Origin of the sequence: Demequina sp. NBRC 110057 (genome assembly GCF_002090175.1) — a bacterium.
GTDB lineage: Bacteria > Actinomycetota > Actinomycetes > Actinomycetales > Demequinaceae > Demequina.
Window position 1 is genome coordinate 435,698 of record NZ_BBRN01000004.1, and the last position, 26,401, is coordinate 462,098.

Genomic DNA, 26,401 nt, shown 5'->3' on the forward strand with positions numbered 1-26,401 from the left:
CGCCGCGCCCCGGTCACCCCTCGTGGTGGCCGGGGCGCGGCGCGTTTCAGGGGTGCTCGCGCCATCACTAGGGTGTCACCCATGACCGCCCGACTCGTCGGACGCAGGCCCCACGTCGAGCCCGACGCTCTGATCGCCGCCCTCGTCCCGCCGCCCCACTTCGACAGCGCCACCTTTGACTCCTACAGGCCCGATGCCGACTACCCGAGCCAGCGCGAGGCCGTCGATGCCGTGCGCTCCTTTGCGAAGGGGGTGGGAAGGCGCGGCCTCCTGCGCCGCTCCAGCGGGGGTCGCGGGGTCTACCTCGATGGCGGCTTCGGCGTCGGCAAGACGCACCTGATTGCCGCGCTGGCCCATGAGGTGGGCGAACGAGCTGCGTTCGGGACGTTCGTCGAGTACACGCAGTTGGTCGGCGCGCTGGGCTTCCAGGGCACGAGGCGTGCGCTGCAGGAGTTCGCGGTGGTCTGCATCGACGAGTTCGAGCTCGATGACCCCGGCGACACCGTCATGATGGCCCGCCTCATGAGGGAGTTGGCCGATGCCGGGGTCGCCCTCGCGGCGACGTCCAACACCCTGCCGGGCTCGCTCGGCCAGGGCCGCTTCGCGGCGGATGACTTCCAGAGAGAAATCAAGGCCGTCGCGAGCGTCTTCGACGTGATCACGATCGACGGACCCGACTATCGCGGGCGGGGCGACCTCACGTTCCCCGCGCCCGCGCGTGCCGACGAGGTGCTCGCCGTGGGCAGCCGCGACGGCGGGGCCTGCGAGGAGTGGGCGGCCCTCATGGAGGACCTCACCCACGTGCACCCCAGCCGCTTCGGGGCCTACGTCGAGGGTGTCGAGGTGCTGGGGCTGCGAGGGGTTGCGCCCCTCACGGATCAGGCCCAGGCGCTGCGCCTCGTGTCGCTCGTGGACCGTCTCTACGACAGGGACGTTCGCATCGTCGCTTCCGGGCACTCGCTCGGCGAGGTCTTCACCAAGGAGATGCTGCGCGGCGGCTACCGCAAGAAGTACTACAGGGCGCTCAGCCGCATGCTCGCGATGGTCGCGGGGGAGTAGGCGGGCCTCAGCGGGGGGCGTCCACCGGGGCGTCGGCGACCGCCTCGGTGTACCCGACGAGGAAGCGCGACAGGAGATCGAGCAGGGTGTCCTGTTCGGCGGCGTCCAGCCGGTCCAGGCCCGCACCGGTAATCTGCATCGCCTCGGTGAGAGCCTCCTCGAAGGCGCGCAGGCCCGCGTCCGTCGCCTCGACATGCCAGGCGGAGGATCCGTCCCGCTTGTGTTTGACCACGAGCCCCTGCGCGTGGGCGTTCGCGACCTGGCGGTGCACGGTGGACTGCTCGAGGCGCAGCGCCTCGCAGATCTCGCGCAGGGTGCGCGCCCTGCCGTCGGACAGCAGCCACAGCAGGCGCATGTCCGCGGTGCCGACCGCCACGCGCTGCTCGAGAGCATGGCGCGTGCGCTCGAGTCGGGCGATCAGTCCAGCCATGGTGCGCTCGGGAGTGCTGCCGATGTGCTGAGTGTCGCCCACGTCCTGCTCCTGCCGTGTCCTCGGGTCCGGGATTGGACGTCATCGTAGCCGAGGGTGTATGTATGTATCCTACATAACGGGACCAAGGTCCCGCTTGCACGCAACGACGCGGTGTGGGGCCCGTCGCCGGCGGTGTTTCCCCGCGCCGCCGCGAGGGAAGAGGCCCCATGTCCACCACCGCCACAGCGGCGCCGACCGCCCTGCAGGGCAAGAAGGCGGTCCTCGCGATCGTCACGCTGGGCTTCTCGAGCCTCGCCGCCGCGCTCATGCAGTCGCTCGTCATCCCCATCCAGGGCGAACTCCCCGAACTCCTCGGTACCACCGCGAGCAATACGTCGTGGGTCGTCACTGCCACGCTGCTGGCCGCCGGTGTGACGATGCCGGTCTCCGGTCGCCTCGCCGACCTCTACGGCAAGAAGCCCGTCATGGTCGCGTCGGGTGTGCTGCTCCTGGTGGGCTCGCTCATCGTCGCGCTGTCGTCGACGCTCGTGCCCGTCATCGTTGGCCGAGTCCTGCAGGGCGCGGCAATGGGGTACATCCCGATCGCCATCGCGATGGTGAGGGAGATCGCGCCGCCCCACCTGCGCAACCAGGCCATCGCTGGAGTGAGCGCCACGCTGGGGGTGGGCGGTGCCATCGGCCTCCCCCTGGCGGCCTGGATCGCCCAGGGAAGCGACTGGCACCTGCTGTTCTGGGTCGCCGCCGGACTCGCGGCGGTCATGCTGACCCTCACCATCGTCGCCATCCCTCACGTACGCGACGCACACCGCGGTCGCCTCGACTGGGCGGGCGCGATCGGCCTCGCCATCGGCCTCGTGTCCCTCCTGGTCGGCGTCTCCAAGGGCAACGACTGGGGATGGGACTCAACGACCACGTGGGCGTGCATCGGCCTCGGCATCGTGGTGCTCGTGGCGTGGGGCTTCTACGAGTTGCGCACCTCCGACCCGCTCGTGGATCTGCGCACCACCGCCCGCCGCCCGGTGCTGGTGACGAACATCGGCGCCATCCTCATCGGCTTCGGCATGATGGCGCAGTCCATCGTGGTCCCGCAGCTGCTGCAGATGCCGTCGACCACCGGCTACGGCCTCGACCAGACCATCCTGCAGGCCGGCCTGTGGATGGCGCCTGCCGGCCTCATGATGCTGATCTTCTCGCCGGTGTCCGCCTCGCTCATCACCAAGTGGGGTGCGCGCAACACCCTCGCACTCGGCGCCGCGATCCTCGCGGTCGGGTACGGCATCGCGTCGCAGCTGATGAACGCTCCGTGGGAGCTGATGGTGGCGTCGATCATCTGCCTCACCGGCGTCGCGATCGGCTACGCGGCCATGCCCACCATCGTGATGAACAACGTTCCCGAGCGGGAGGCGGCCTCGGCCGTCGGCGTGAACTCGCTCATGCGCTCGATCGGTACGACCGTGGCCGGTGCCGTCATGGCGGTGATCCTCACCTCGCAGACCATCGAACTGCAGCCCGGCGTGTCCGTCCCCGCGGAGTCGTCGTTCCAGTGGTGCTTCGTCGTGGGCGCGATCGCCGCGTTCGCCGGCGCGGGCATTGTGCTGCTCGGCCCCCACCAAAAGGGTGCGCCCGCGGCGCACGGTGCCGTGGTGGCCGAGGCCGCCGAGGAACCTGCCCTGACGCGCTGACACTCGGCTGAAGCGCCGCGGGCCCGTCACCCTCAGGGGGTGGCGGGCCCGCGGCGTGTGCGGAGGGCTAGCTCTGGGCGACGAGCGCCACGGCATCGGCGGCGATCTCGAAGCCGCCCGTGACCTGGGTGACCTCGCCGAAGGTGCCGACCAACTCGCCGCCGTCGCTCACGACGGCCGGAGCGTCGGACAGGTTGGCGTGGACGGTCACCGGGCCGTGAAGGGTGAGCACCCGCGGGGAGGACTCGCTCGCGCCGGCGGGGTGAGCGTCCCACGCCTCGCGGGGGTCGATGCTGGGGCGCAGGCTCATGAGCGTCGAGACCCAGGCGCGCAGCGCGTGGTTGCCGGCCGCGTCCGCGCCGACGCCGTCGCCGAGCTTGGAGCGCAGGAAGGTCACCCGGTCCTGGGGGTCGGGCACGTGAACCTCGCCGCCGTACAGGTCCTCCCAGCCGTGGCCGCCGAACTCGCTCATGCGCCCCTCCGACACCGCCGAGCCGAGCGGCTCGTCGTGGTCGGTGAAGAACATGAAGGGCCTGGTCTCGCCGTACTCCTCGCCCATGAACAGCATCGGAGTAAACGGCGACAACAGGATGGCGGCGAGCGATGTCGCCTGGGCGCCGGCGGTCAGCGACGACGCCGGACGGTCGCCGATGGCGCGGTTGCCCACCTGATCGTGGTTAGACGCGCACACCACGAAGCGTCGCCTGTCCATCGTGGGCGGCACCGGCGCGCCCCACTCCTTGCCCCGAAACGGCGAGTGGGTACCGTTGTGCCAGAACACCTCGCGGTACGCCTTGTCGAGGGTCTCGAGCGAGCCGAAGTCCACGTAGTAGCCGTGACGCTCGCCCGTGAGGTACGCGTGCAGGGCGTGGTGGACGTCGTCGTTCCACTGCGCCGTCATGCCCAGGCCGCCCTCGGCGGTGGGCGTGACCATGCGGGCGTCGTTGAGGTCGGACTCGGCCACGAGCGACAGCGGTCGGCCGATGCGCCGGCTGAGTTCCGTGGTCTCGTCGCTCAGCTGTGCGAGCACGTGGCGCCCCGAGTCGTCGCGCAGCTCGTGCACGGCGTCGAGGCGAAGGCAGTCGATGTGGAAGTCCTCGAACCACCGCAGCGCGTTGTCGCAGATGTAGCGGCGCATGCCGTCGGCGTCCGGCTGGTCGAGGTTGACCGCCCAGCCCCACGGGGTGTGGTGCGCGTCGGTGAAGTAGGGGCCGAACTTCGACAGGTAATTGCCGTCGGGACCAAGGTGGTTGTAGACGACGTCGAGGCAGACGGCGAGGCCCGCGCGGTGGGCGGCATCGACGAACCTCTGCAGCGCCTCCGGGCCTCCGTACGCCTCGTGGACGGCGAACAGCGAGACGCCGTCGTAGCCCCAGCCGTGGCGGCCCGGGAAGGGGGCGACGGGCATGAGTTCCACCACGTCGACGCCGACGGCGCGCAGCGAGGCCATCTGGGCCGCGGCGGCGTCGAGAGTCCCCTGGGGGGTGAACGTTCCCACGTGAAGCTCGTAGAACACCTTGCCGAGCACGTCGGTGCCCTTCCAGTCGGCGTCCGACCACGCGAAGCGTGACGAGTCGTAGACGCGGGACAGGCCGTGCACGCCGGCGGGCTGGCGCGCCGAGCGCGGGTCGGGCCAGGGTCCCTCGCCGTCCACGACATAGCCGTAGTCCGTTCCGGGAGGGAGGTCGGGCCCCGTCCACCAGCCGTCGTCCCCGCGCGTCAGCGGCGAGGCCTCGGCATCGGCCGACCCCACCACGAGGGAGACCTCACGTGCCTCAGGGGCCCACACGCGGGCGATCATGCGTCGTCCCTGACCAGCAGTGCGACGGGCAAGCCGCCGAGGAGCTCAGAGAGCTCCACGGTGCCCCCCTCGTAGGTCTTGCGGCCGAGCGCGTCGTGCCAGCGGCCGTCCGGAAGCGTCACGGTGTGCTCCCGCCATCCGCCCAGCTTCTCGAGGTCGAGGCCCAGGCGCGTGGCGGCGGTGATGACCTGGGGCCGCTCGCCGTCCGTGCGGGCGAACACGACGGCGTGGCCGGAGGACGACGGGAGCGGCGTGTACCCGCATCCGTCGCCGGTGAACGCCTCGGCGTGATCGCGTCGCACCTGGAGCGTGCGGGAGGTGACGAGCAGCTTCTCCTCCGCGAGGCCACGCGGCTTGGCGCGGGCGTTGAGGCGCTCGAGGCTCGAGCCCAGGGCGTCGAAGTCGACGGGCCGACGGTTGTCGGGATCCACGAGCGACGGGGCGAGCGACTCGGTGCCCTGGTAGACGTCGGGGACGCCGGGCATGGTGAGCTGGATGAGCTTCATCGACAGGATGTGCGCCCTCACGCCCGCGGCCGTGGCGTGGTGCCAGTCCGTGACGAGCGAGCGGACGGTGTGGTCGGCGTGACTGGACTGGGCGAACCACAGGACGGCGCTCTCGTAGCCCTCGTCCACCGAGGTCCAGGTGGTGTGCGTCTTGGCCTCGCGCATCGCCTTGATGAGGTAGCCCTCGAGGCGATCCCACGCCATGAAGGTGTGCTCGTCGGACGTGCCGACGAGGGTCTGCCACCAGAGGTTCTCCGTGCGGCCGTCCAGGAGCGAGGGGCGCAGGTCCTCCGTGGCGTGCTGCAGCTTGGTGACCAACGCGTCCCAGTCGTCGGCCGCCTCCGAGAGCACGGACAGCCGTGCGCGCACGTCCTCCGAGCGCTTGGTGTCGTGGGTGGTGAGGGAGGTCATCCCGTGGGGGTACTGGATCTGCTGCTCGTCGGCCCAGGCGTGGAAGTTCGCCGGAGGAAGCGCGAAGCGCGACGCGGGGGAGCCCACCTCGCACAGGGGCAGCAGGTGGGTCCACCGGTAGTAGGCGGTGTCCTCGATGCCCTTGGCCATCACGGCGCCGCAGGCCTGCTGGAAGCGGGTGATGAGTTCCCTGCGGTTGGCCTCGCCGGTGCGTCCGGCCGAGCCGACCTCGGCGCCCTTCAGCAGGTCCACGACAACCTCGAGGGTCTCGTAGCGCTCGGCATCGAGCTGGGCGCGCGCGAGCTCGGCGGCGTGGTCGATGGCGTCGAGCGAGTTCGGCTTGGGCGGCACCCCGGCGACCACGTACGCGCGGTAGCGGTCGAACGTGATGAGGAGGGTGCGCAGGCAGTCGTACAGGGAGCGCCAGGTGTGGTCACGCAGCCGCACGTCCGTGGTGCAGATCGTGTGAGCGATGGTGGCCAGGCGGTGGACCTCGCTCGACAGCGACTCCTTGACGATCTCCCGCTTGGCCTCGGAGATCATGGCGGGAAGGGTGCCCATCGCGTCGCCCGTGAGACGGTGAAGGGTCGCGGCCAGGGGAGAGGAGCCGGCGGGGTCGCGCAGCAGCGCCCCCACGCGCCACGCGCCGTCGTAGCCCGTGGTGCCCGCCGTCTTCCACGACGTGGGCAACCGCTCCTCATCCTCGAGAATCTTCTCGACGACAATCCACGCGCCGTCGGTGGCGTCCGAGAGGCGCTGAATGTAGCCGGCGGGGTCGGCGAGGCCGTCGGGGTGATCGATCCGCAGCCCCTGCAAGGTGCCGTCCTTGATGAGGTCGACGATGACGCGGTGGGTCGCGTCGAAGACGTCGGGGTCCTCCACGCGCACGGCCACGAGCGAGCCGACGTCGAAGAAGCGACGGTAGTTCAGCTCCTCGTTCGCCACGCGCCAATACGCCAGCCGGTAATGCTGCTGGTCGACAAGGGACGCGAGGGGCAGGTTCTCGGTGCCGGCGCGCACGGGGAAGACGTGCTCGTAGTAGCGCAGCACCGGCACCTCGCCGGCGTCCTCGAACCCCGGCACCACCATGGTGTCGAGGGAGAGTTCGCCGTTGGCGAGCACGGTGCCGATGCGCTCGCCCAGGACCGGCATGAGGACGGGGTCGCCGCCGCTCCAGTCGACGTCGAACCAGTGGGCGTGGTCCGATTCCTCGCCATCGGCGAGCACCGACCATAGCGCACGATTGTGATACGCGGGCGTGGGGACGGCCATGTGGTTGGGCACCACGTCGGCCACCAGGCCGATGCCGCGCTCGCCCGCCTTCCACGCGAGGTCCCGCAGGCCGGCCTCGCCGCCGAGCGACTCGGCGATCCGCGAGTGGTCCACGACGTCGTAGTAGTGGGTCGAGCCGGGGGAGGCCTCGAGCAGGGGCGAGAGGTACAGGTGCGTCACCCCGAGGGCGGCGAAGTAGTCGAGCCGCGCGGCCGCATCGGCGAACGTGAAGGCCTCGTTCAGCTGCAGCCGATACGTGGAGATGGGCACCGGCGCTCCCGCGCGGTGTCCCAGTCGGCGGTCCGGTTCGTGGCTGGTCTCAGACATGCAGCAGTGGCCCCTTCGATCGCTTCGCTGTCATCCTCCCAGATAAAGCGCGGTCGCCGCGTTTCCATTCCGGTGACACGGCGAGGGGCGGGCACGGTGTTCCGTGTCCGCCCCTCGTCCTGGGTCGTGGCCGATGCTTAGGCGGCCGTGACCTCGAGGTTCACCTCGATGTTGCCGCGGGTGGCGTTGGAGTAGGGGCACACCTGGTGCGCCATCTCGGCGAGGTCCTGGGCGGCGTCCTGGTCCACGCCCTCGGTGCGCACGTGGAGGGTGACGGTGAGGCCGAAGCCGCCGGTGCTGATCTGACCGATGCCGACCTCGGCGGTGACCTGGGCGGAGGTGAGCGCCGACTTCTCGCGCTTGGCGGTCATCTGCAGCGCCGAGTTGAAGCAAGCGGCGTAGCCGGCGGCGAAGAGCTGCTCGGGGTTGGTCTTGGTGGGAGCGGCGCCGGGCTTGGGGGTCGCGAGGTCGAACTCGACGAGGCCGTCGTCGGTGGCGACGTGTCCGTCACGGCCCGAGCCGGTGGCGGTGGCGGTGGCGGTGTAGAAAACCTGGGGCTTGTCCATGGGAATGGCTCCTTCGTTTGTTGGTTTACTAGTACGTCTACATAGTGCTCAACCGGGCAGGGCGTGGGATGATTCCCGGAAATCGGCGCATTCTTGAAGGAGCAGCGATGGCGAGCACCCGCGGGCAGGCGCGCGACGCGATCCTTGCCGCCGCATCGGCCCTCTTCAACGCCTACGGCACCCGCGCCGTGAGCGCCGACCGCATCCTTGCCGAGGCCGGGGTGTCCAAGGTCACCTTCTACCGTCACTTCGCGACCAAGGACGCGCTGGTGGTGGCCTACCTCGAAGGCGAGCTCGCACGGCTCCAGGAGCTGGGTACCGAGGCCAACGGCGATCCGCAGGCGATCGCCGGCATCTTCGAGGAGGAGATGTGCCGCCCGGGCTTCAGGGGATGCCCCTTCATCAATGCCGCCGCCGAGTACCCGGACCCCGCGCATCCCGTGCGGGAGGTGGTGGCGCGGTTCCGCGCCTGGATGATCGGCGCGATCGAGGCGTGGGCGATGCAGCGCGGTGCCGCCCACCCGGCCGATGTGGCGCGTCAGGTGATGATGCTGCGCGATGGCGCGCTCGTGGAGGGGTATGTGACGGGGGACGCCGAGCGTGTCGCCCGCGAGTTGCGCGCTGGGATCGCCGCGCTCGCGGCAGCCTGACGCCGTCGCGTACCGTCGGAGGCATGCACTACTCCTGGCACGTCCTCGACTGGCGGCGTGAGGTCGCAGACATCTACGCGGAGGTGCGTGCCTCCGCCGATCCCGTGGCGGCTCACGCGCGCTGGGCCGAGCGTCGCGCGGCGCTCCTCGCCACGCATCCCGCGACGCCGGTACCTCAGGCGCATCGCGCGAGCTTTGCTCCTGTCATCGCCCCCTACGACCCGTCGCTACGGTTCGAGGCGGAGGTCGAGGAGGCCGAGCCGGAGCGGCGCGAGGTTCCCACGGCGACCGACGGCGTGGTGCCGTTCGAGCGCATCGGCCGCGTGACGCTTGGCGAGCTCGGAAGCCTCGACGTGTGGTGGCTGGATTCCTACGGCGGGGGAGTGTTCGTGCCGCTGAAGGACGCCTCACCGGGGTCGTACGGTGGCGGGCGCTACCTCCTGGACACCGTCAAGGGCGCCGATCTGGGAGGCGGGACCGACGCGCTCGTGATCGACCTGAACTTCGCCTTCCAGCCGTCCTGCGCGTACTCGAGCGACTGGGTCTGCCCTCTCCCTGGCCCGGGGAACCGCCTCGACGTCCCGATCGAGGTCGGGGAGAGGTTTGTCGCGCTCGACTAGGGGCGGGCCTCAGCGCGCGGGAGGCGCCTCGGGGTAAAGCGCCTCCATGTCGCGCTGTGCCTGGCGACGGCCGGCAAGGAACCAGGCGATGCCGCCCAGCGGCGGTGCGATGAGCGTGACGATGAGCCACACCGTGAGGACGCGCCCCGACAGCACGCGCGAGTGACGGACCTCAGACACGGCCGCGGCGATCGTGATGACCAGCACGGCGGCGGTGAGCACCGACCACACCCAGTCGTAGGTGGTGGGAACCAGGGGATTGGCCGCGAGCTGCATGGCTCGACACTAGCGCGCGCCGCCAATGACAAGAGCCGCCCCGGTGTGTCCGGAGCGGCTCTCATGTGGTGGGCGATACTGGGATCGAACCAGTGACCTCTTCCGTGTCAGGGAAGCGCGCTACCGCTGCGCCAATCGCCCGAGGTGGGTACGGGATTCGAACCCGTGTATACGGCTTTGCAGGCCGCTGCCTCGCCTCTCGGCCAACCCACCATGGTCTGCCATAAGAATCGGCATGGATCCTGCGAGCGGACGACGGGACTCGAACCCGCGACCCTCACCTTGGCAAGGTGATGCTCTACCAACTGAGCCACGTCCGCATGATCCGGAACCTGCGTTCCGGGCCGTGGAAAACTGTAGCGCATCCTGGGACGGCTGGTGACCACCGCATCGGCCGCGTGTCGTGACGCTGGTTGCCGCACCCCCCACCCCGTCTGCCGCAAATGGCCGCATTTGCGGCGCGAAGCCGCGCGACACGCCGCAAGACCGGCCATCAGGGCACCACGCCACCGGCGGCAGCAGAGAAGCGGGGGGTCGCCGAGAAATGAAGAGAGCCGCCCCCGAAGGGACGGCTTGTCTGGTGGGCGATACTGGGATCGAACCAGTGACCTCTTCCGTGTCAGGGAAGCGCGCTACCGCTGCGCCAATCGCCCGAGGTGGGTACGGGATTCGAACCCGTGTATACGGCTTTGCAGGCCGCTGCCTCGCCTCTCGGCCAACCCACCGTGGTCGCCGAAAAACATCGGCTACGAACCTACGAGCGGACGACGGGACTCGAACCCGCGACCCTCACCTTGGCAAGGTGATGCTCTACCAACTGAGCCACGTCCGCACTGTCAGGGCGTGCCCTGACAAGACGAAAACCATAGCCCATGCCGGGACTCGATGCCAAATCGCCCTCGTCGTCAGCCACTACCGTGGGGCCATGAGCGAGACGGCCGGGGGCGTACGCGGCGAGGCCGCCTTTCGCGGCGTGCGCGCGTGGGATGCCGTCGAGCAGATCGACGCGTTGCGCGACGGCCATCGCCTTGCCGAGGGCGGATTTTGGGTTCTCGTCGGCACCTTCGAGGGGCGCGTCGATGCGTGGCGCATGGCGCACGTCGAGCGCGGAGACGCCACGCCGGAAACCACGGGGCGCGAGTGGCGCGGCCCGGCGGCCGATGCGTGGGTGACCTCGCTCGACAGGCGCGCCTACATGGCGGCCGTGGACCGCATTCGGGGAGACATCCGTGACGGGGACGTCTACCAGGCGAACCTGTGCAGGGTGCTTGCCGCCCGTCTCGCCGCCGGGCCCGAGGGTCCGGACGCCGTCGCCCTCAGCGAGCGGCTCGCCGCCGGCAATCCCTCGCGGTTCGCGTCCCGCATCGCCATTCCGCGTACGGCCGATGCCGCGGGCGCCTGGGTAGTGTCGGCGTCGCCCGAGCTGTACCTCGCCGTGAGCGGCGACACCGTGACGAGCGCACCTATCAAGGGCACCGCCGCGCCCGGCGAGGCGATGCTGCCCAAGGACGAGGCCGAGAACGTCATGATCACGGATCTCGTCCGCAACGACCTGTCGCACGTGGCGCTGCCCGGGACGGTGACCGTCCCGGAGTTTCTCGGGATCCACGAGCTTCCCGGCCTCGTGCACCTGCAGTCGACAGTGGAGGCGAGGCTTGCGCCGGCCTTCGACTGGACCGCGCCGATGTGGCCCGCGCTCCTGGACGGCACGTTCCCGCCGGGGTCGGTGTCGGGCGCGCCCAAGGCGAGCGCGCTGAGGATTATTGCCCGCGAGGAGCGGGTGGCCCGCGGACCGTACTGCGGCGCGATCGGGTGGATCGACGCGGACCGCAGGCAGGCCGAGCTCGCCGTGGGGATCCGCACCTTCTGGTGGGACGACGCCGACGGGGGCACCCTGCGGTTCGGCACCGGCGCCGGCATCACGTGGGGATCGGAGTCCGAGCGTGAATGGGATGAGACGGAATTAAAGGCCAACCGCTTGATAGGCCTGGCATCGACCGGAATGATGTCGTCATGACAACGGTGGTGTGGGCTGAGGGGAGCCTCCACGATCCGGGTGAGCCGCTGATTACGGCCCTGGATCACGGGGTGACCGTGGGCGACGGAATCTTTGAGACGATGGCGGTGCGCGACGGGCGGGTCTTCGCCCTCACGCGACACCTCGCGCGCATGGCCTACGGAGCGGACAGGCTCGGCATCGGCCCCGTAGACGCCGACGCGATCCACGGCGCCGTCGACGAGGTCATGGAGGCGGGACAGGGCACCCTCACGAGGCTACGCGTGACCGTGACCTCCGGGACCGGACCCATGGGGTCGGCCCGCGGCGACGGACCTCATAGCCTGCTGGTGACGGGTGTCGATGCGCCACGGCCGCGGACGTGCCATGCCGTGCGCTCGCCGTGGCGGCGCAACGAGCGTGGCGCCCTCACCGGGGTGAAGTCCACGTCCTACGCCGAGAACGCCGTCATGGTCGCGTACGCCAGGGAGCATGGGGCCGACGAGGCGATCCTGGCCAACACGCAGGGTCACCTGTGCGAGGGCACCGCCTCCAACGTGATCCTCGAGCGCGACGGCGAGATCGTGACCCCGCCGCTGGCGTCGGGCTGCCTCGCGGGGATCACCCGCGGCCTGGCCCTCGAATGGGGGGCCGCCGCAGGCATCCCCGTGCGGGCAGCGGCCCCGGGGGAACTCACCATGTCCGTGCTGGACGAGGTGCTCGCGGGCGACACGCACCTCGCGGTCACGTCGTCGACCAGGGGAGTGCAGCACGTCGCATCTCTTGATGGGAAGGCACTCGAACCAGGCACGATGTTGCGCCGTCTGGCCGCACAATTTGAGTTGCGCGCCGAGCAAGAACCGGATCCTGGTCTTCCGCGCTCCAAATAGGCGCTATATTGGTTCCTGCTCGCAGGGCGATTGGCGCAGGGGTAGCGCGCTTCCTTCACACGGAAGAGGTCACTGGTTCGATCCCAGTATCGCCCACCAGCATGAGGCCCCGTCGGAGAAATCCGGCGGGGCCTTTGTCGTGTCGTGCGGTGTGCGCCCTCCTGGTGGCTCGAAATGCGGCGTGTCGCATGCTGGGGAGCCGCACATGAGGACATTTGCGCAGGGTGGGCGGCGATAGGCTTCCGCGCAGTCCGTATTCGAGCAGGGGAGAACCACCGGTGGCGAAGCTGTACTTCCGCTATGGCGCGATGAACTCGGGAAAGTCGACGATGCTGCTGCAGGCCGCGTACAACTATCGCGAGCGCGCCCAGCATCCCGTCATCGTGAAGCCCGGCGTGGACACCAAGGCGGGAACGTCGGTGAGCTCGCGCATCGGGCTCGAGAAGCCCGTCGACGTGCTCCTCGGCGCCGGCGAGTCGCTCGCCGAGGCGATCGAGAAGGTGCGGCCGCTGAGCGCCGTCGACGCCATCTTCATCGATGAGGCCCAGTTCCTGGAGCCCGCCCAGGTGGACGAGGCCTTCACCCTTGCCGTCACCACTCGCATCCCCGTGCTCGCCTATGGCCTACGCAGCGACTTCCGCTCGCGCGCCTTCCCCGGCTCCGCGCGCCTCATGGAGCTCGCCCACTCGATCGAGGAGCTCAAGACCATCTGCCGGTGCGGCTCCAAGGCCATGCTCAACGCGCGCAAGGTGGACGGCGAGTTCGTGGCTCACGGGGCGCAGGTGGCCATCGACGGCCAGCACGCCGAGTACGAGTCGCTGTGCGGCCGTTGCTACCTCGAAAAGGTGGGACCCATCAGGCACGACGCCTAATTCTCGCCTGTCGCCGGGCGCCGTCGCCCGCGCGCCGGTAGCGTGCCGTCATGGCACCGACGCGCCCCACAGAGCTGCCCTCGCAGGCCTGGGCCTTCGCCCGCATGCCGGCCATCGCCCGCACCGTGGTCCGCGAGCGCCTCACCTATCTCTCTCCGGTGAAGTTGCGCCGGCTTCACGAGGCGCTTGACGAGGCCGATGCGCGCGGCGTCCCGGGCGCGATCGTCGAGTTTGGGATCGCGCTGGGCGGGTCCGCGACGGCGCTCGCCAGCCGCAGGGGAGGGCGTCACTTTCACGGCTTCGACGTCTTCGGTCAGATCCCGGCGCCCAACGAGGCGAAGGACGGCGAACGCGCGGTGCGGCGCTACGAGGTGATCGCCGCGGGCAAGAGCGAGGGCATCAGGGGCGACGCCTACTACGGCTACATGACGGACCTGCAGCGCCGGGTGACGGACACCATGCGCGCCCACGGCGTGGACGTGGACGGGGACACGGTGGCGCTCCACCGCGGCCTGTTCGACGAGTCCTGGCCCACGGTCCAGGAGCGCATCCCGACCATCGCCCTCGCCCATATCGACTGCGACTGGCACGACCCCGTCGCCTTCTGCCTGGACGCCATCGCCGAGCGCGTCAGCCCCGGCGGCATCGTGGTCCTCGACGACTACCTGGACTACGAGGGCTGCCGCACGGCGGTCGACGAGTTCCTCGCCGCTCACCCCGAGTTCGAGTGCCGCCACCTCGAGGGCAACCTCTCGCTCAGGCGCCGGTGACAGGTGCCCGGACGCCCGCATCGGCCCTCTGCCAGCGGATATCCCGCCACTGGCGCCGTCGGCATGGTTCGATAAAGCATGGCGACGGGGGACCAGGCGGCAACCGTGCTGTCGAGCGACGCGGCGGGAGACATGCTGTCGACCGCCGTCGCCACCGCGCACCAGACGCTCGAGTCGTGGCGCCTGGACGCCGTTCACGCGCGGCCGGGGGCCGAGACCTCGGCGACCTACGACGTCACGGTGTCCGGGGAGAGGCAGTACCTCGTCGCCTCCACCGTGTCCCTGACCGAGGACGAGCGCGCCGCCGTCAAGGCAGTGCGCCTCGAGTCCGACCTCGGCGTGGTGCACGTGTGGCGCCACCCCTCGGACCCGCGGCTTCCGGGCCTGGCCGATGCCTGCGTCCCCGTCGCGCTCGCCGATAGGCTCGCCCGGGTCGGCATCGGCGAGGCGACGGTCGAGCAGCTCGAGATGCTCGTCCTGCGGCCTATGCGCAGGGCGGTGCTACGCGCCAACGTCTCGAGCCACGGACTGAGCGGGCGGATCTACATCAAGGTGTTGCGGCCCGATGCCGCACGCCAGGTCCTCGCGCGGCATGCCGCGTGCGGGCTGGCCCCCAAGGCGTACGACGCCGGCGACGGCATCGTCGTCATCGAGGGGGCGGCCGGGCGGCCACTCACCGAGTACCTGTACCGGCCCGATGCCCCCCGTTACCTCGACCCTGCGGTCCTGGTGGCGGCGCTCGACTCCGTGGGGCCGGGAGCCATGGAGATGGACCGCCGACGCAGCGCCGCCGACCTCATCGACACCTACACGGAGGCGGCGGTTAAGACGGGCGCCGATGAGGCGCGGCTTGAAGCCGTACGTACCGCCATCCACGCCCTGACGGACGGCGCCGGCGACCTGGGGCCGCTGGTGCCCACCCACGGCGACTTCCACGCGGCGAACGTCTTCGTCGACGGCGGCGACGACGCGCGCGTCACGGCACTGATCGACCTCGACACGCTCGGCCCCGGGTACCGGGTCGACGACCTCGCCTGCATGCTCGCCCACCTGCACACGCTTCCCACCTTCGACGAGCACGGGTACCGCGACGTGCCGGGACTTATCAGGGACGCGACGGCCGACTTCTCGCGCCGGGTCCCGCCCGCGCAGCTGAGGGCGCGTGCGGCAGCGGTGCTGGTCTCCCTCATGGGCGGGGCTGAACACGAGGGACGCCGCGACAGATGGCTCGCCATCGCCGAGCACCTGGTGGCCGAGGCCCGGCAGATGAGAGTTCTCTCATAACCCTCTCCTGAGCCTCTCACCTCGGTGCAGCACAGTGATTCCTGTTCGACGGGTTCGCCGTCGTCGGGAGTCAAGGAGAACGCATCATGCAGATCAACCGCCGAGCCCTCTGGATCACCGCCGGCACCCTCGGAGTCGTGGCCGTCGGGACGGGGATGGCCGTGGCAGACAGCGCCATCAACCCCAGCGCCGACGAGTCGCCCTACGAGGAGACCGCCGGCACCCAGACGCCCACGTCCGGTCCCGTCGTGTCCGTGTCCGACGCCCCGGTCGTCATGGTCAGCAAGGCGACCGCGCCCACCGCCGCCTCGGCGGCCGACGCCTCGACCTCGTCCTCGACGACCTCGTCCTCGACGACCTCGTCGTCGACGCCCTCGCAGTCGACGACCTCCCACCAGGAGGCCGCCTCGACGCCCTCACAGGACACCGCCGTGTCGCCCGTCCAGTCGGCCAGGTCCGCCGTGAGCACCGTCACGCCCGTGACCCCGGTGTCCGTGGTCTCGGTCCAGACCACGCAGTCGCCCGTCACCCCGCAGTCCACCAAGACGCCGGTGAGCCCCGTGTCCACGAAGTCGCCGGTGACGCCGCAGTCGGCCAAGACCGCCGTCAGCCCGGTCTCCGCCAAGACGCCGGTGAGCCCGGTGTCGACGCAGTCGCCCGTGACGCCGCAGTCGGCGCCCTCCGCACAGTCAGCCAACTAATCGTTCTCGGCGTGGGCTACGCCACCATGCGGTAGCCCACGCCCCTGACCGTCTCGATGCGCCCGGCGCCGAGCTTGCCGCGCAGGTAGCGGACGTAGACGTCCACCACGTTGGAGCCCGGGTCGAAGTCGTAGCCCCACACGCGGGACAGCAACTGCTCCCGGCTCAGCGCCCTCCCCGCGTGGGACATGAGCGCCTCGGCGAGGGCGAACTCTCGCGCGGACAGGTCGACCTCCGCGCCGGCCACCGTGACTCGCCTCGTCAGCGGGTCGAGCGACACGTCCGCGCACGTGAGTGCCACCGGCCCCACCGCGGGGGTCACGGGAGACCGCAGGCGCAGCCGAATGCGCGCGAGGAGTTCCTCGAAGCGGAAAGGCTTGGCGAGGTAGTCGTCGGCCCCGCCCTCGAGGCTCCCCACGGACGCCTCGAGCGTGGTGCGCGCCGTCAGCACGATGACGGGCAGGTCGTTTCCCGAGCCTCGCAGCCGCTCCAGAACGTCCATCCCGTCCATGTCGGGAAGTCCGAGGTCGAGGACGATGAGCTCGAAGTCGCCCGTCATCGCGCGCTCGTAGCCGGCCGAGCCGGTCGCCTCGTGGGTGCTCGTGAAGCCCGCGGCCTTCAGCCCCTTGGTGATGAAGGAGGCGATGCGGTCCTCGTCCTCGATGATCAGGATCTGGCTCATGACTCGGGGGCCTCCTGGCCTCGTGAGGGATGGGGAAGGGACAGGGTGAAGGTGGACCCCGCGCCGGGGACGGAGGCGAGGTCGACGTGGCCGGCGTGTCCGCGTGCGATCGCCACGACGATGGACAGCCCTAGCCCCGAACCATCGCGGCGCGAGGAGTGCGCCTGTCCGAAGCGGTCGAAGATGCGCTCGCGGTCCTCATCGGCGACGCCCACACCCTCGTCGGACACCCACAGTTCGAGGCGCCCCTCGCGGACGCGCGACCCCAGCGAGACGCGCGAGCCCTCGTCGGAGAAGCGGACGGCATTGGACGCGAGCTGGAGCCACGCCTGCGTGACGCGATCGCGGTCAAGGTTGGCCACCGCATCGGCCGCCTCGTCGAGCTCCCACGTCCGCGGCCCGAGCGCCGCCGCCTTGTCCAGGACCGACAGCGTGAGGTCGCGCACGTCCACGGGGGCGGTGGTGACGAAGTCGGGCCGGTCGGCCTTGGCCAGGGTCAACAGGTCCTCGACGAGCGCCGTCATCCTGTCGAGTTCCTCGAGGCTGAGGTCCCGCACCTCGCGGGCGTCGCCGGGGTCGTCGGCGTCCATGAGCTCGAGGTGCCCGCGCACCACCGTGATGGGGGTCCGCAGCTCGTGGCTCACGTCGTTCAGCAGCGCCGTCTGCGACTCGAAGGCCGCCTCGAGGCGGTCGAGCATCGTGTTGACGGAGCGGGCCATGTCGGAGACGTCGTCGGCTCCCGTGACGGTCACGCGTTCCGTCAGGTCCTCGCGGCCGATGCGCTGGGCGGCCTCGGCGAGCGCGCCCACCGGGCGCAGAAGCCGCCCGGCGAGCAGCCACGCCAGCGCGCCCACGGCGACGAAGGCCCCCGCGGCCACGAGGGCGTAGATGCGAAACGCCCGGTGAAGGAGCCCCAGCTCTGCGTTGACGTCGTAGGCGAGCACCTGCGCCGCGACCGGGACCGCACCGGTGCCCGCGGCGCCCACGACGAGCCCGCCGTCCTCGGACTGGCGTGCGGGTGCCACGGCAACCAGGTAGTCGGCCGTGGGCGTGCTGAGGGACGTGTAGACGATGGCGTCGCCCTCGGTGAGGGGGGACACGGCGTCGAGGAACGCCTGGTCGTCGGCCAGGGGAGTCTGCGCGTCGCGAGACACCCACTCGAGCGAGCCGTCGAGGAACCCCACCACGCCCTCGTTGGTATCGGGGACGTTGCGCTCCATCGACGTGCGCACGGCCGCGCCCGGGTCGGTGAACGGCTCGCCGGTGACGGGATCGACGCCCTCCTCGGCCAGCACCACGAACTCCTGGAGGTCGCTCACCAGGTCGGCGTGCATGCGATCCCGCTCCGCATCGTCGAGCACCGCGAGGGCCACGAGACCGGCGAGCGCGAGCGCCAGGCCGGTGAGCGCGAGCACCGCGAGGCCAATGCGTGCCCGCACCGACACCCTGCCGAGGCGTTGACTGAGTCTCACGGGCGTCTCCGGGGTCGAGGTACGCCCACGGTAGCCGCTGACGGGCGCGGATCGGGGGAACCCCTGCCAGCGACATCGGCCGAACGAAGGTGCCTCAGACCCACGCGGGTCGGTAGCATCGGGGGGACCGACCGCGCGCTGCCATGCGCGCACGACCCCTCACAAGGAGACCCCTGGTGCCCAGCCTGCATGCAACCATCGACGGCGACGAGCGAGAGCTGACCGCCGGCACGACGGGCACCGACCTCTACGGCGAGCGCCGCGATGTGATCGTGATGCGGGTTGACGGCGCGCTGTGGGACCTGGCTCGCGAGGTTCCCGCGGGGGCGACCGTCGAGGCCGTGACCATCGCGGAGCCCGACGGCCTCATGGTCCTGCGTCACTCGACCGCCCACGTCCTCGCGCAGGCGGTTCAGCAGGTCAACCCCGACGCGAAGCTGGGCGTGGGCCCGCCCGTCGAGAACGGCTTCTACTACGACTTCGATGTCGAGACGCCCTTCACCCCCGAGGACCTGAAGAAGTTCGAGAAGGCGATGCAGCGCATCGTTAAGGAGGGCCAGTCCTTCGTGCGCCGCGAGGTCACCCGCGACGAGGCGCTCGCGGAACTCGCCCACGAGCCCTACAAGTGCGAGCTGCTGACCCACGACACCGAGGGCGCCGAGGGCGCGTCGGTGGAGATCGGCGAGGGCGACATCACCATCTACGACAACGTGCGCCGCAACGGCGAGCGCGCGTGGGGCGACCTGTGCCGCGGCCCGCACGTGCCCAGCACCAAGGTGCTCGCGAACGGCTGGTCGCTCATGCGTTCGGCCGCCGCGTACTGGAAGGGCAACGAGAAGAACCCCCAGCTGCAGCGCGTCTACGGCACCGCCTGGCCCACCAAGGAGGAGCTCACCGCGTACAAGGAGCGCCTCGCCGAGGCCGAGCGTCGCGACCACCGCAAGCTGGGCACCGAGCTCGACCTGTTCTCCTTCCCCGACGCGATCGGCTCCGGCCTCGCCGTGTTCCACCCCAAGGGCGGCATCATCCGCACCGAGATGGAGGAGTACTCGCGCCGCCGGCACATCGAGGAGGGCTACGAGTTCGTGGTCACGCCTCACGCCACCAAGTCGCGCCTGTACGAGATCTCCGGCCACCTCGACTGGTACGCGGACGGCATGTACCCGCCCATGCACCTCGACGAGGAGCGCGACTCCGCGGGCAACGTCACCAAGCAGGGCCAGGACTACTACCTGAAGCCCATGAACTGCCCCATGCACAACCTGATCTTCGACGCCCGCGGTCGCTCGTACCGCGAGCTGCCGCTGCGCATGTTCGAGTTCGGCACCGTGTACCGCTACGAGAAGTCGGGCGTGGTGCACGGCCTCACCCGTGCCCGCGGCTTCACTCAGGACGACGCGCACATCTACTGCACGCGTGACCAGATGAAGGATGAGCTCACCAAGACCCTCGACTTCGTGCTGGGCCTGCTGAAGGACTACGGCCTCGAGGACTTTTACCTGGAGCTGTCGACCAAGAACCCCGAGAAGTCCGTGGGCGACGACGACATCTGGGAGGAGGCCACCGACACCCTTCGCGAGGTGGCCGAGGCCTCCGGGCTCGAGCTCGTTCCCGACCCGGGCGGCGCCGCGTTCTACGGCCCCAAGATCTCGGTTCAGACCCGCGACGCCATCGGCCGCTCGTGGCAGATGTCGACTATCCAGCTCGACTTCAACCTTCCCGAGCGCTTCGAGCTCGAGTACACGGCCCCCGACAACACCCGTCAGCGCCCCGTGATGATTCACCGCGCGCTGTTCGGCTCGATCGAGCGCTTCTTCGCGATCCTCACCGAGCACTACGCGGGAGCCTTCCCCGTGTGGCTGTCGCCCGTCCAGGTGCGCGCGATCCCCGTGGCCGAGGCCTTCAACGACTACATGGCCGATGTCGTGGCGCAGCTGAAGGCGGCCGGCATCCGCGTGGAGCTCGACGACTCCGACGAGCGTTTCCCCAAGAAGATCCGCACCGCGTCCAAGGACAAGATTCCCTTCACGCTCATCGCCGGCGGCGACGACGCTGAGGCTGGCGCCGTGTCGTTCCGCTTCCGCGACGGTAGCCAGGACAACGGCGTGCCGGTGGCCGATGCCGTGGCGCGGATCGTCGAGGCAGTGCGCACCAAGGCGCAGGTGTAGCCCGTGGCGGACATCGTCGACGGCCACATGATGGGGGGCGAACCCGACGGGTTCGAGCGCCTGTGGACGCCCCACCGGATGGCATACATCGAGGACGGCAAGGACCGCAAGGCGTACGAGGGCCGTCACGACTGCCCCCTGTGCGCCAAGGTGGAGATGCCGGACCGTGAGGCGCTCGTGGTGCACCGCGGCGAGCACTGCTACGTGGTGCTGAACCTCTACCCGTACAACCCCGGCCACCTGATGGTCTGCCCGTTCCGCCACGTCGGCTGGTACACGGACGCCACGGACGCCGAGCGCGACGAGATGGGCGTGCTCACCCAGCAGGCGATGCGCGTGCTGTCGTCGGTGTCGGGGACGCAGGGCTTCAACATCGGCATGAACCAGGGCGCCATCGGTGGCGCGGGAATCTCCGAGCACCTCCACCAGCACGTGGTGCCGCGGTGGATGGGCGACTCGAACTTCCTGCCCATCATCGGAGCCACCAAGGCGCTTCCCGAGCTGCTCGACGACACGTGGGCGAAGGTTTCCGCCGCGTGGGGCGAGGTGGCCTGATGCTCGGTTGGCTCCGCCCCTTCATGGGCCGGCTGTGGGCCGCGCCCGCCAAGGGCCTCCTGCGCCTCGGCGTGCACCCCAACGCGGTGACGATCATCGGCACCATCGGCGTCGTGTTCGGCGCGTGCTTCTTCTTCCCGAAGGGCGGCGTCTGGCTGTTCTGGGGCGTCATGTTCATCACGTTTTTCGTGGTGACGGACATGCTCGACGGCACCATGGCGCGCCTGTCGGGCAAGACCAGCCGCCTGGGCGCCTACCTCGACTCGACGCTCGACCGGGTGGCCGATGCGGCGATCTTCGGCGCTCTCGTGTGGACCTTCAGGGTGGACGAGCCGGCGACGGCCATGGCCGCGCTGCTATGCCTGACGCTCGGCTCCTTCGTTCCCTACGCGCGCGCCAGGGCCGAGGGCCTCGGCATCGACGCCAAGGGTGGCATCGCCGAGCGCTCCGACCGCCTCGTCATCGGCCTCACCGCCACCGGGCTCGTGGGGCTCGGCCTGCCCCTGGTGGTCCTCACGGTGGTGCTATACCTTCTCGCCGCCGCCGCGGCGATCACAGTCGTTCAGCGCACGCTCGTCGTCATGCGCGAGAACGCGCGCGACCACCGGCTCGAGGCGGCCGATGCCCCGGCAGCCCCCGCCGCCGAGCCCGCCGAGGGTGACGCGACAACTCGATGAATGCGCTGCTGACCGCCTGGCGAGTCTCGCGCGTGCTGCCCGTGGCCGCCGTGCGGGTACTCGCCGCCGCCGGAGCGACCCTTGCCTGGCATCGGCCCGGTCAGGCGGTCCGGAGGCTCGAGGAGAATCTGCACCGCGTGACCCGGCTCGAGGGCGAGGATCTCAGGGCGCTGTCCAAGGCGTCGCTGAAGTCGGTCTCGCGCTATTACGCCGAGGCGCTCACCCTCGACCGCTTCTCGGCTTCCGAGGTGGAAGCACGCGTGCGGCTCGAGGGCTACGAGCCCGTCAGCGAGCTTCTCGAGACGACGTCGACCGGCGTCGTGGCGGTGCTGTCCCACAGCGGCAACTGGGACCTTGTCGGGGCCTACGCCTCCCCGCGGATCATCCCCGTCACGGCCGTGGCTGAGGTGCTGAAGCCTCGCGAGATGTACGACCGCTTCGTGGCGATGCGCGAGGACGTCGGCATTCACGTGCTCGGCCACGAGGGAGGGTCCACGTTCCGTGAACTCATCCGCATCGCCAAGCGCGAGAGGACGCTCATCTGCCTGCTGTCCGACCGCGACCTGTCGGGCTCCGGCATCGAGGTCGAGATGTGGGGACACGGCGTCAAGGTGGCCCCGGGACCCGCGGCGCTCGCCGTCGCCACCGGCGCCCCCGTGGTGCCGGTACACGTGCGCTACGAGCGGCTCACCGGAGCGCGCCGTCGCGCCGCCGGCTCCCCCTGGGGAGTGGTGCTGGCCTTCGGCCCCGCCATCGACCCCACGAGCTTCGACGGCGAGCGCGACGCGCGCGTCGCGGCGCTGAGCCAGGAGTGGGCCGCCTGGATGGCCAGGAAGATTGCCGAGGCCCCCGAGGACTGGCACATGCTTCAGCGATTCGGGTGGACGTCATGAGGATCGGCATCGTCTGCCCGTACAGCTTCGACCGTCCCGGCGGCGTGCAGCTGCACATCATGGACCTTGCCGAGGTGCTCCTGGAGCGCGGGCACGAGGTGTCCGTGATTGCGCCCGGCTCGCCCGGCACTGCCGTTCCGGATTACGTGTCGATCGCGGGCAAGTCGATTCCCGTCCACTACAACGGCTCCGTCGCGCGCATCAAGTTCGGCCCCATCGCCGCGGCCCGGGTCCGCATCTGGCTGCGCGACGGCAACTTCGACGTGGTGCACCTGCACGAGCCGGGCACGATGTCGCTGTCCGTGATCGCGATGTGGGCAAGGCTGGGCCCCACCGTCGCGACCTTCCACACGTCGAACGACCATTCGCGCGCCATGCGCATCGCGAAGCCGTTCATCAAGCCCGGCTACGAGGAGCTCGACGCGCGGATCGCAGTGTCGCCCTCGGCCGACCGCACCGTGAAGGAGCACCTGGGCGTCGCCGCCACGCACATCATCCCCAACGGCGTGGACACCGAGGAGTACGTGGTCGCCGATCCCCGCAGCGAGTGGAGGGGCACCCGCCACGCGCCGACGATCGGGATCCTGGGCCGCATGGACGAGCCGCGCAAGGGTCTCGAGGAGTACCTGAACGCGATTCCCCACGTGCGAGCGCGGTACCCGCGCGCCAGGTTCCTCGTGGCCGGACGCTTCTCGGACCGCGTCGCCGCCCGCGCCGCCCGCGCGGGAGCGGAGGTCATCGGCGAGCTCGACGAGGGGATGAAGGCCCGCTTCATGGCCTCCGTCGACGTCTACTGCGCGCCCAACACCGGGGGAGAGAGCTTCGGCATCGTCCTCGTGGAGGCGATGGCCGCGGGAGCCGCGGTCGTCGCCAGCGACCTGGTCGCCTTCCGTGACGTGGCGACCGACGGCGACGGGGAGGTGGGCGCCGCCCTGCACACGGTGGGCGACTCCGTGGAGCTCGCCGCCCGCGTGAACGCCCTTCTCGACGACCCCGCTGCGCGCGCCGTGCTGGCCGACAGGGGCCAGCAGCGGGCGCTCACGTTCGACTGGCAACAGGTCGCGCCGCGCATCGAAGCGACCTACCGCGACGCCATTAGACTGGACGCGGAACTGTTCCCCGCGTAGGGGCCCAGCACACCTCCGCACCCCGAGAAGCTAAGGAAGCATCAGGCATGAGCGACACCGCCGAGACCACCCCCAAGGTCGGAACCGACCTCGTCAAGCGCGGCATGGCCGAGATGCTCAAGGGCGGCGTGATCATGGACGTCGTCACCCCCGAGCAGGCCAAGATCGCCGAGGACGCCGGCGCGGTCGCCGTCATGGCGCTCGAGCGCGTTCCCGCCGACATCCGCGCCCAGGGCGGCGTGTCCCGCATGAGCGACCCCGACATGATCCAGGGCATCATCGAGGCCGTCTCCATCCCCGTCATGGCGAAGGCCCGCATCGGCCACTTCGTCGAGGCGCAGGTGCTGCAGAGCCTCGGCGTCGACTACATCGACGAGTCCGAGGTCCTGACGCCCGCCGACTACGCCCACCACATCGACAAGTGGAACTTCACCGTTCCCTTCGTGTGTGGCGCCACCAACCTGGGTGAGGCGCTGCGTCGCATCTCCGAGGGCGCGGCGATGATCCGCTCCAAGGGCGAGGCCGGCACCGGCGACGTCTCCAACGCGACCACTCACATGCGTACCCTGCGCACCGAGATCGCGCGCCTCACGTCGCTTCCCAAGGACGAGCTGTACGTGGCTGCCAAGGAGCTCCAGGCGCCGCTTCCCCTGGTCCAGGAGGTTGCCGAGACCGGCAAGCTGCCCGTCGTGACCTTCACCGCCGGCGGCATCGCCACCCCCGCGGACGCCGCGATGATGATGCAGCTGGGCGCCGAGGGAGTGTTCGTCGGCTCCGGCATCTTCAAGTCGGGCGACCCCGCCGCCCGCGCCGCCGCGATCGTCAAGGCCACCACGTTCTACGACGACCCGTCGGTCATCGCCGACGTGTCGCGCGGCCTGGGCGAGGCTATGGTCGGCATCAACGTCGACGAGGTTCCCGAGCCGCACCGCCTCGCCGAGCGTGGCTGGTAAGGCGAGCATCAACGACGGCGCGGCCGATGCGGGGGTCACCCCCGCATCGGCCGTCGCCTCCACCTCGGCCCCCGGCGCCGGCGTGATCCGTCGCGAGGGGGCGCGCGTCCTCCTCGTCGATGAGCAGCGACGGCTGCTGGTCATGCGGGCCCACGACTCTCACCGTCCCGAGCGCTCCTGGTGGTTCACCCCCGGCGGCGGCATCGAGGCGGGGGAGAACGCGGCCCAGGCCGCCGCGCGCGAGCTTGCCGAGGAGACCGGGCTGATCGTTCCGGTCGAGGCGCTGCGGGGTCCCGTGTGGGACAGAACGGCGCTGTTCGACTTTCAGTCGCGGCCCTACGTGCAGCACGAGGTGTACTTCGTGGCGTCGCTCGCGGATGCGACCCCGGCATCGGGCCTCGCCTGGACCGAGACCGAGCTCGACACGATCGACGGCACGGCATGGATGACCCGCGAGGAGCTCGCGGCTGTGGACATCGAGGTGTTCCCCGCGCAGTTGCGGGAGGACTGGGCGCCGTTCCTTGAGTGGGACGGCGAGACGATCGACCTGGGAGAGGCGAGCGAGTGACGACGGTAGGAGTGCTGGCGCTGCAGGGTGACGTGCGGGAGCACGCGGCCGCGGTGACGAGGCTGGGGGCGACGGCGACGCTGGTGCGACGCCCGCGCGAGCTCGACGAGGTCGACGCGATCATCCTTCCCGGCGGCGAGTCCACCACCATCGACAAGCTGCTGCGCGCGTTCGACCTGCGCCAGCCGCTCATCGATCGCATCGAGGGCGGCCTGCCCGTCCTCGGCTCGTGCGCCGGTATGATCCTGCTTGCCACGGACCTGGTGGACGGCATCGACGGCCAGCAGACCCTTGGCGCGATCCCCATGACGGTGCGCCGCAACGCCTTCGGCCGCCAGGTGGACTCCGCCGAGGCGTCCCTCACGTGGCTGCCGGACGGCTCGCCCATGCAGGCCACGTTCATCCGCGCCCCGTGGGTGGAGTCCTACGGGGACGACGTCGAGGTGCTGGCCACGGCCGTGGCGGCAGACGGCGCTGAGCACGCCGTGGCCGTGCAGCACGGCGTGCGCCTCGCTACGGCCTTCCACCCCGAGATCTCTGACGAGCCCCGGGTGCACCAGCGCCTGCTCGACCTGATCTGACGTGTCCGTTCACGACCCGTCCGCGGATTCCCCTCCGTCGTCCGCCTCCTCGCAGGTGGGGAGTTCTCGTCCACTGTCGGAACCTCCGCGCGAACAGCGGGGAGATGCTGCTCCTGATGAGGCGTGGGAGGCGCGGGTGGCGACGTTCTGGGACGGAGCGTCGCGCGACGACGCGGCGGCCGCGCTGGCCCAGGCGCGCGAGCTTGCCGCCTGTCGTCCCGGCGGCGACCCCGCGGCGCTCTTCGAGCTCGCCTCAGCCCACGACTACGTGGGCGAGGAGGCCGAGGCGATCGGCCTGTACGAGGAGGCGATCGCCGGGGGTCTCGACGCGCGCCGTCACGACGAGGCGGTGATCCAGCTCGCGAGTTCGCTGCGCAACGTGGACCGTTCCGCCGACGCGGTCGCGCTCCTGGAGGCGACTCCCGTCGCCGCGGCGCTCGCGCCGGCCGCCGCCGGCTTCCTCGCCCTCGCGCTTCACGACCTCGGACGTCACGCCGATGCGATGCGGGTCGCGCTCGGGGCGGTGTCCCCGACGCAATATTCGGGTGCGCTGACGCGATACGCATCCGACCTTGATCCGCGGGCATCAAGCATGGAGCCTTGATTTAG

General features: G+C 70.3%; 26 protein-coding genes and 7 tRNA genes. 19 read left to right on the forward strand and 14 right to left on the reverse strand.

What is annotated here, in order from left to right; translation table 11 throughout:
• Positions 1-81 precede the first annotated feature (81 nt).
• Complete coding sequence (zapE, locus tag B7K26_RS06950; protein ID WP_084078191.1) at positions 82-1,059, forward strand: cell division protein ZapE; 978 nt, start codon at positions 82-84, stop codon at positions 1,057-1,059.
• A gap of 7 nt (positions 1,060-1,066) precedes the next feature.
• Here zapE and B7K26_RS06955 read toward each other — a convergent pair whose 3' ends face one another.
• Positions 1,067-1,531 (reverse strand): MarR family winged helix-turn-helix transcriptional regulator, encoded by a 465-nt coding sequence (locus B7K26_RS06955; RefSeq protein WP_084078192.1) that lies wholly within the window; start codon positions 1,529-1,531, stop codon positions 1,067-1,069.
• Between the two features lie 167 nt (positions 1,532-1,698).
• On the opposite strand from B7K26_RS06955, the gene B7K26_RS06960 reads away from it, so the two are divergent.
• On the forward strand, positions 1,699-3,174 hold the full coding sequence (locus B7K26_RS06960) for an MFS transporter (RefSeq protein WP_084078193.1): 1,476 nt from the start codon (positions 1,699-1,701) through the stop codon (positions 3,172-3,174).
• A gap of 67 nt (positions 3,175-3,241) precedes the next feature.
• Here the strand turns inward: B7K26_RS06960 and treZ are convergent, their stop codons facing one another.
• The 3 genes from treZ to B7K26_RS06975 all read right to left on the reverse strand — a co-directional run bounded on the left by treZ (position 3,242) and on the right by B7K26_RS06975 (position 8,057).
• Positions 3,242-4,975 (reverse strand): malto-oligosyltrehalose trehalohydrolase, encoded by a 1,734-nt coding sequence (treZ, locus tag B7K26_RS06965; RefSeq protein WP_084078194.1) that lies wholly within the window; start codon positions 4,973-4,975, stop codon positions 3,242-3,244.
• Positions 4,972-7,491: a malto-oligosyltrehalose synthase gene (gene treY / locus B7K26_RS06970; protein WP_084078195.1), complete on the reverse strand. Its 2,520-nt coding sequence runs from the start codon at positions 7,489-7,491 to the stop codon at positions 4,972-4,974. Before treY ends, treZ begins: the two co-directional genes overlap by 4 nt.
• 137 nt (positions 7,492-7,628) lie before the next feature.
• Positions 7,629-8,057, reverse strand: a complete 429-nt coding sequence (locus tag B7K26_RS06975; RefSeq protein ID WP_084078196.1) for an organic hydroperoxide resistance protein — start codon at positions 8,055-8,057, stop codon at positions 7,629-7,631.
• Between the two features lie 107 nt (positions 8,058-8,164).
• On the opposite strand from B7K26_RS06975, the gene B7K26_RS06980 reads away from it, so the two are divergent.
• Together B7K26_RS06980 and B7K26_RS06985 are read left to right on the forward strand one after the other, a co-directional pair.
• On the forward strand, positions 8,165-8,707 hold the full coding sequence (locus tag B7K26_RS06980) for a TetR/AcrR family transcriptional regulator (RefSeq protein WP_143340558.1): 543 nt from the start codon (positions 8,165-8,167) through the stop codon (positions 8,705-8,707).
• A gap of 23 nt (positions 8,708-8,730) precedes the next feature.
• Complete coding sequence (locus B7K26_RS06985) at positions 8,731-9,327, forward strand: DUF1684 domain-containing protein (protein ID WP_084078198.1); 597 nt, start codon at positions 8,731-8,733, stop codon at positions 9,325-9,327.
• Between the two features lie 9 nt (positions 9,328-9,336).
• Here the strand turns inward: B7K26_RS06985 and B7K26_RS06990 are convergent, their stop codons facing one another.
• From B7K26_RS06990 to B7K26_RS07020, 7 genes are all read right to left on the reverse strand, one after another.
• Complete coding sequence (locus B7K26_RS06990) at positions 9,337-9,603, reverse strand: PLD nuclease N-terminal domain-containing protein (protein WP_084078199.1); 267 nt, start codon at positions 9,601-9,603, stop codon at positions 9,337-9,339.
• 66 nt (positions 9,604-9,669) lie between these two features.
• Positions 9,670-9,744 (reverse strand) — tRNA-Val (locus B7K26_RS06995).
• A gap of 1 nt (position 9,745) precedes the next feature.
• Positions 9,746-9,816 (reverse strand) — tRNA-Cys (locus tag B7K26_RS07000).
• A 34-nt stretch (positions 9,817-9,850) separates the two neighbouring features.
• Positions 9,851-9,923: transfer RNA gene (locus tag B7K26_RS07005), tRNA-Gly, on the reverse strand.
• Positions 9,924-10,181: 258 nt separating this feature from the next.
• Positions 10,182-10,256, reverse strand: a tRNA-Val gene (locus tag B7K26_RS07010).
• Position 10,257: 1 nt separating this feature from the next.
• Positions 10,258-10,328 (reverse strand) — tRNA-Cys (locus B7K26_RS07015).
• A gap of 34 nt (positions 10,329-10,362) precedes the next feature.
• A tRNA-Gly gene (locus B7K26_RS07020) sits at positions 10,363-10,435 on the reverse strand.
• Between the two features lie 93 nt (positions 10,436-10,528).
• On the opposite strand from B7K26_RS07020, the gene B7K26_RS07025 reads away from it, so the two are divergent.
• The 6 genes from B7K26_RS07025 (at position 10,529) to B7K26_RS07050 (ending at position 15,415) form a co-directional block, all read left to right on the forward strand.
• Positions 10,529-11,620, forward strand: coding sequence for a chorismate-binding protein (locus B7K26_RS07025; protein ID WP_159449638.1), 1,092 nt, complete (start codon positions 10,529-10,531; stop codon positions 11,618-11,620).
• Entirely contained in the window at positions 11,617-12,489 is an 873-nt protein-coding gene (locus tag B7K26_RS07030; RefSeq protein ID WP_084078201.1) for an aminotransferase class IV, read from the forward strand. The genes B7K26_RS07025 and B7K26_RS07030 overlap by 4 nt, the downstream gene beginning before the upstream one ends.
• Positions 12,490-12,513: 24 nt before the next feature.
• Positions 12,514-12,588: transfer RNA gene (locus B7K26_RS07035), tRNA-Val, on the forward strand.
• A 179-nt stretch (positions 12,589-12,767) separates the two neighbouring features.
• A complete protein-coding gene (locus B7K26_RS07040; protein ID WP_084078202.1) occupies positions 12,768-13,361 on the forward strand; it encodes a thymidine kinase in 594 nt (197 codons plus the stop codon).
• 50 nt (positions 13,362-13,411) lie between these two features.
• Positions 13,412-14,131 (forward strand): TylF/MycF/NovP-related O-methyltransferase, encoded by a 720-nt coding sequence (locus B7K26_RS07045; RefSeq protein ID WP_084078203.1) that lies wholly within the window; start codon positions 13,412-13,414, stop codon positions 14,129-14,131.
• A gap of 78 nt (positions 14,132-14,209) precedes the next feature.
• Complete coding sequence (locus B7K26_RS07050) at positions 14,210-15,415, forward strand: aminoglycoside phosphotransferase family protein (protein ID WP_084078204.1); 1,206 nt, start codon at positions 14,210-14,212, stop codon at positions 15,413-15,415.
• A 202-nt stretch (positions 15,416-15,617) separates the two neighbouring features.
• On the opposite strand, the gene B7K26_RS12940 is transcribed toward B7K26_RS07050, so the two are convergent.
• The 3 genes from B7K26_RS12940 to B7K26_RS07065 are packed head-to-tail and all read right to left on the reverse strand — an operon-like array spanning position 15,618 to position 18,270.
• On the reverse strand, positions 15,618-16,112 hold the full coding sequence (locus tag B7K26_RS12940) for a hypothetical protein (RefSeq protein ID WP_159449639.1): 495 nt from the start codon (positions 16,110-16,112) through the stop codon (positions 15,618-15,620).
• Positions 16,113-16,132: 20 nt separating this feature from the next.
• Entirely contained in the window at positions 16,133-16,798 is a 666-nt protein-coding gene (locus B7K26_RS07060) for a response regulator transcription factor (protein WP_084078206.1), read from the reverse strand.
• Positions 16,795-18,270 (reverse strand): cell wall metabolism sensor histidine kinase WalK, encoded by a 1,476-nt coding sequence (locus B7K26_RS07065; protein WP_234998730.1) that lies wholly within the window; start codon positions 18,268-18,270, stop codon positions 16,795-16,797. The genes B7K26_RS07060 and B7K26_RS07065 overlap by 4 nt, the downstream gene beginning before the upstream one ends.
• Before the next feature lie 143 nt (positions 18,271-18,413).
• Here B7K26_RS07065 and thrS point away from each other — a divergent pair, with 143 nt between their 5' ends.
• The 9 genes from thrS to B7K26_RS07110 all read left to right on the forward strand — a co-directional run bounded on the left by thrS (position 18,414) and on the right by B7K26_RS07110 (position 26,396).
• Positions 18,414-20,438: a threonine--tRNA ligase gene (gene thrS / locus B7K26_RS07070; RefSeq protein WP_084078208.1), complete on the forward strand. Its 2,025-nt coding sequence runs from the start codon at positions 18,414-18,416 to the stop codon at positions 20,436-20,438.
• A gap of 27 nt (positions 20,439-20,465) precedes the next feature.
• The gene (locus B7K26_RS07075) at positions 20,466-20,993 is read left to right on the forward strand and encodes an HIT domain-containing protein (protein ID WP_084078615.1); all 528 of its coding nucleotides are present in this window, start codon (positions 20,466-20,468) and stop codon (positions 20,991-20,993) included.
• On the forward strand, positions 20,993-21,670 hold the full coding sequence (gene pgsA, locus B7K26_RS07080) for a phosphatidylinositol phosphate synthase (protein WP_084078209.1): 678 nt from the start codon (positions 20,993-20,995) through the stop codon (positions 21,668-21,670). Before B7K26_RS07075 ends, pgsA begins: the two co-directional genes overlap by 1 nt.
• On the forward strand, positions 21,667-22,563 hold the full coding sequence (locus B7K26_RS07085; protein WP_084078210.1) for a phosphatidylinositol mannoside acyltransferase: 897 nt from the start codon (positions 21,667-21,669) through the stop codon (positions 22,561-22,563). Before pgsA ends, B7K26_RS07085 begins: the two co-directional genes overlap by 4 nt.
• A complete protein-coding gene (locus B7K26_RS07090) occupies positions 22,560-23,690 on the forward strand; it encodes a glycosyltransferase family 4 protein (protein ID WP_084078616.1) in 1,131 nt (376 codons plus the stop codon). The genes B7K26_RS07085 and B7K26_RS07090 overlap by 4 nt, the downstream gene beginning before the upstream one ends.
• Positions 23,691-23,737: 47 nt before the next feature.
• Positions 23,738-24,643 (forward strand): pyridoxal 5'-phosphate synthase lyase subunit PdxS, encoded by a 906-nt coding sequence (pdxS, locus tag B7K26_RS07095; RefSeq protein ID WP_084078211.1) that lies wholly within the window; start codon positions 23,738-23,740, stop codon positions 24,641-24,643.
• The gene (locus B7K26_RS07100; RefSeq protein WP_084078212.1) at positions 24,633-25,211 is read left to right on the forward strand and encodes an NUDIX hydrolase; all 579 of its coding nucleotides are present in this window, start codon (positions 24,633-24,635) and stop codon (positions 25,209-25,211) included. The genes pdxS and B7K26_RS07100 overlap by 11 nt, the downstream gene beginning before the upstream one ends.
• Positions 25,208-25,792 carry a pyridoxal 5'-phosphate synthase glutaminase subunit PdxT gene (gene pdxT, locus B7K26_RS07105; RefSeq protein WP_084078213.1) on the forward strand — a complete coding sequence of 195 codons (585 nt, stop codon included), beginning with the start codon at positions 25,208-25,210 and terminating at the stop codon, positions 25,790-25,792. Before B7K26_RS07100 ends, pdxT begins: the two co-directional genes overlap by 4 nt.
• Before the next feature lie 136 nt (positions 25,793-25,928).
• Complete coding sequence (locus tag B7K26_RS07110; protein ID WP_234998732.1) at positions 25,929-26,396, forward strand: tetratricopeptide repeat protein; 468 nt, start codon at positions 25,929-25,931, stop codon at positions 26,394-26,396.
• Positions 26,397-26,401 lie beyond the last annotated feature (5 nt).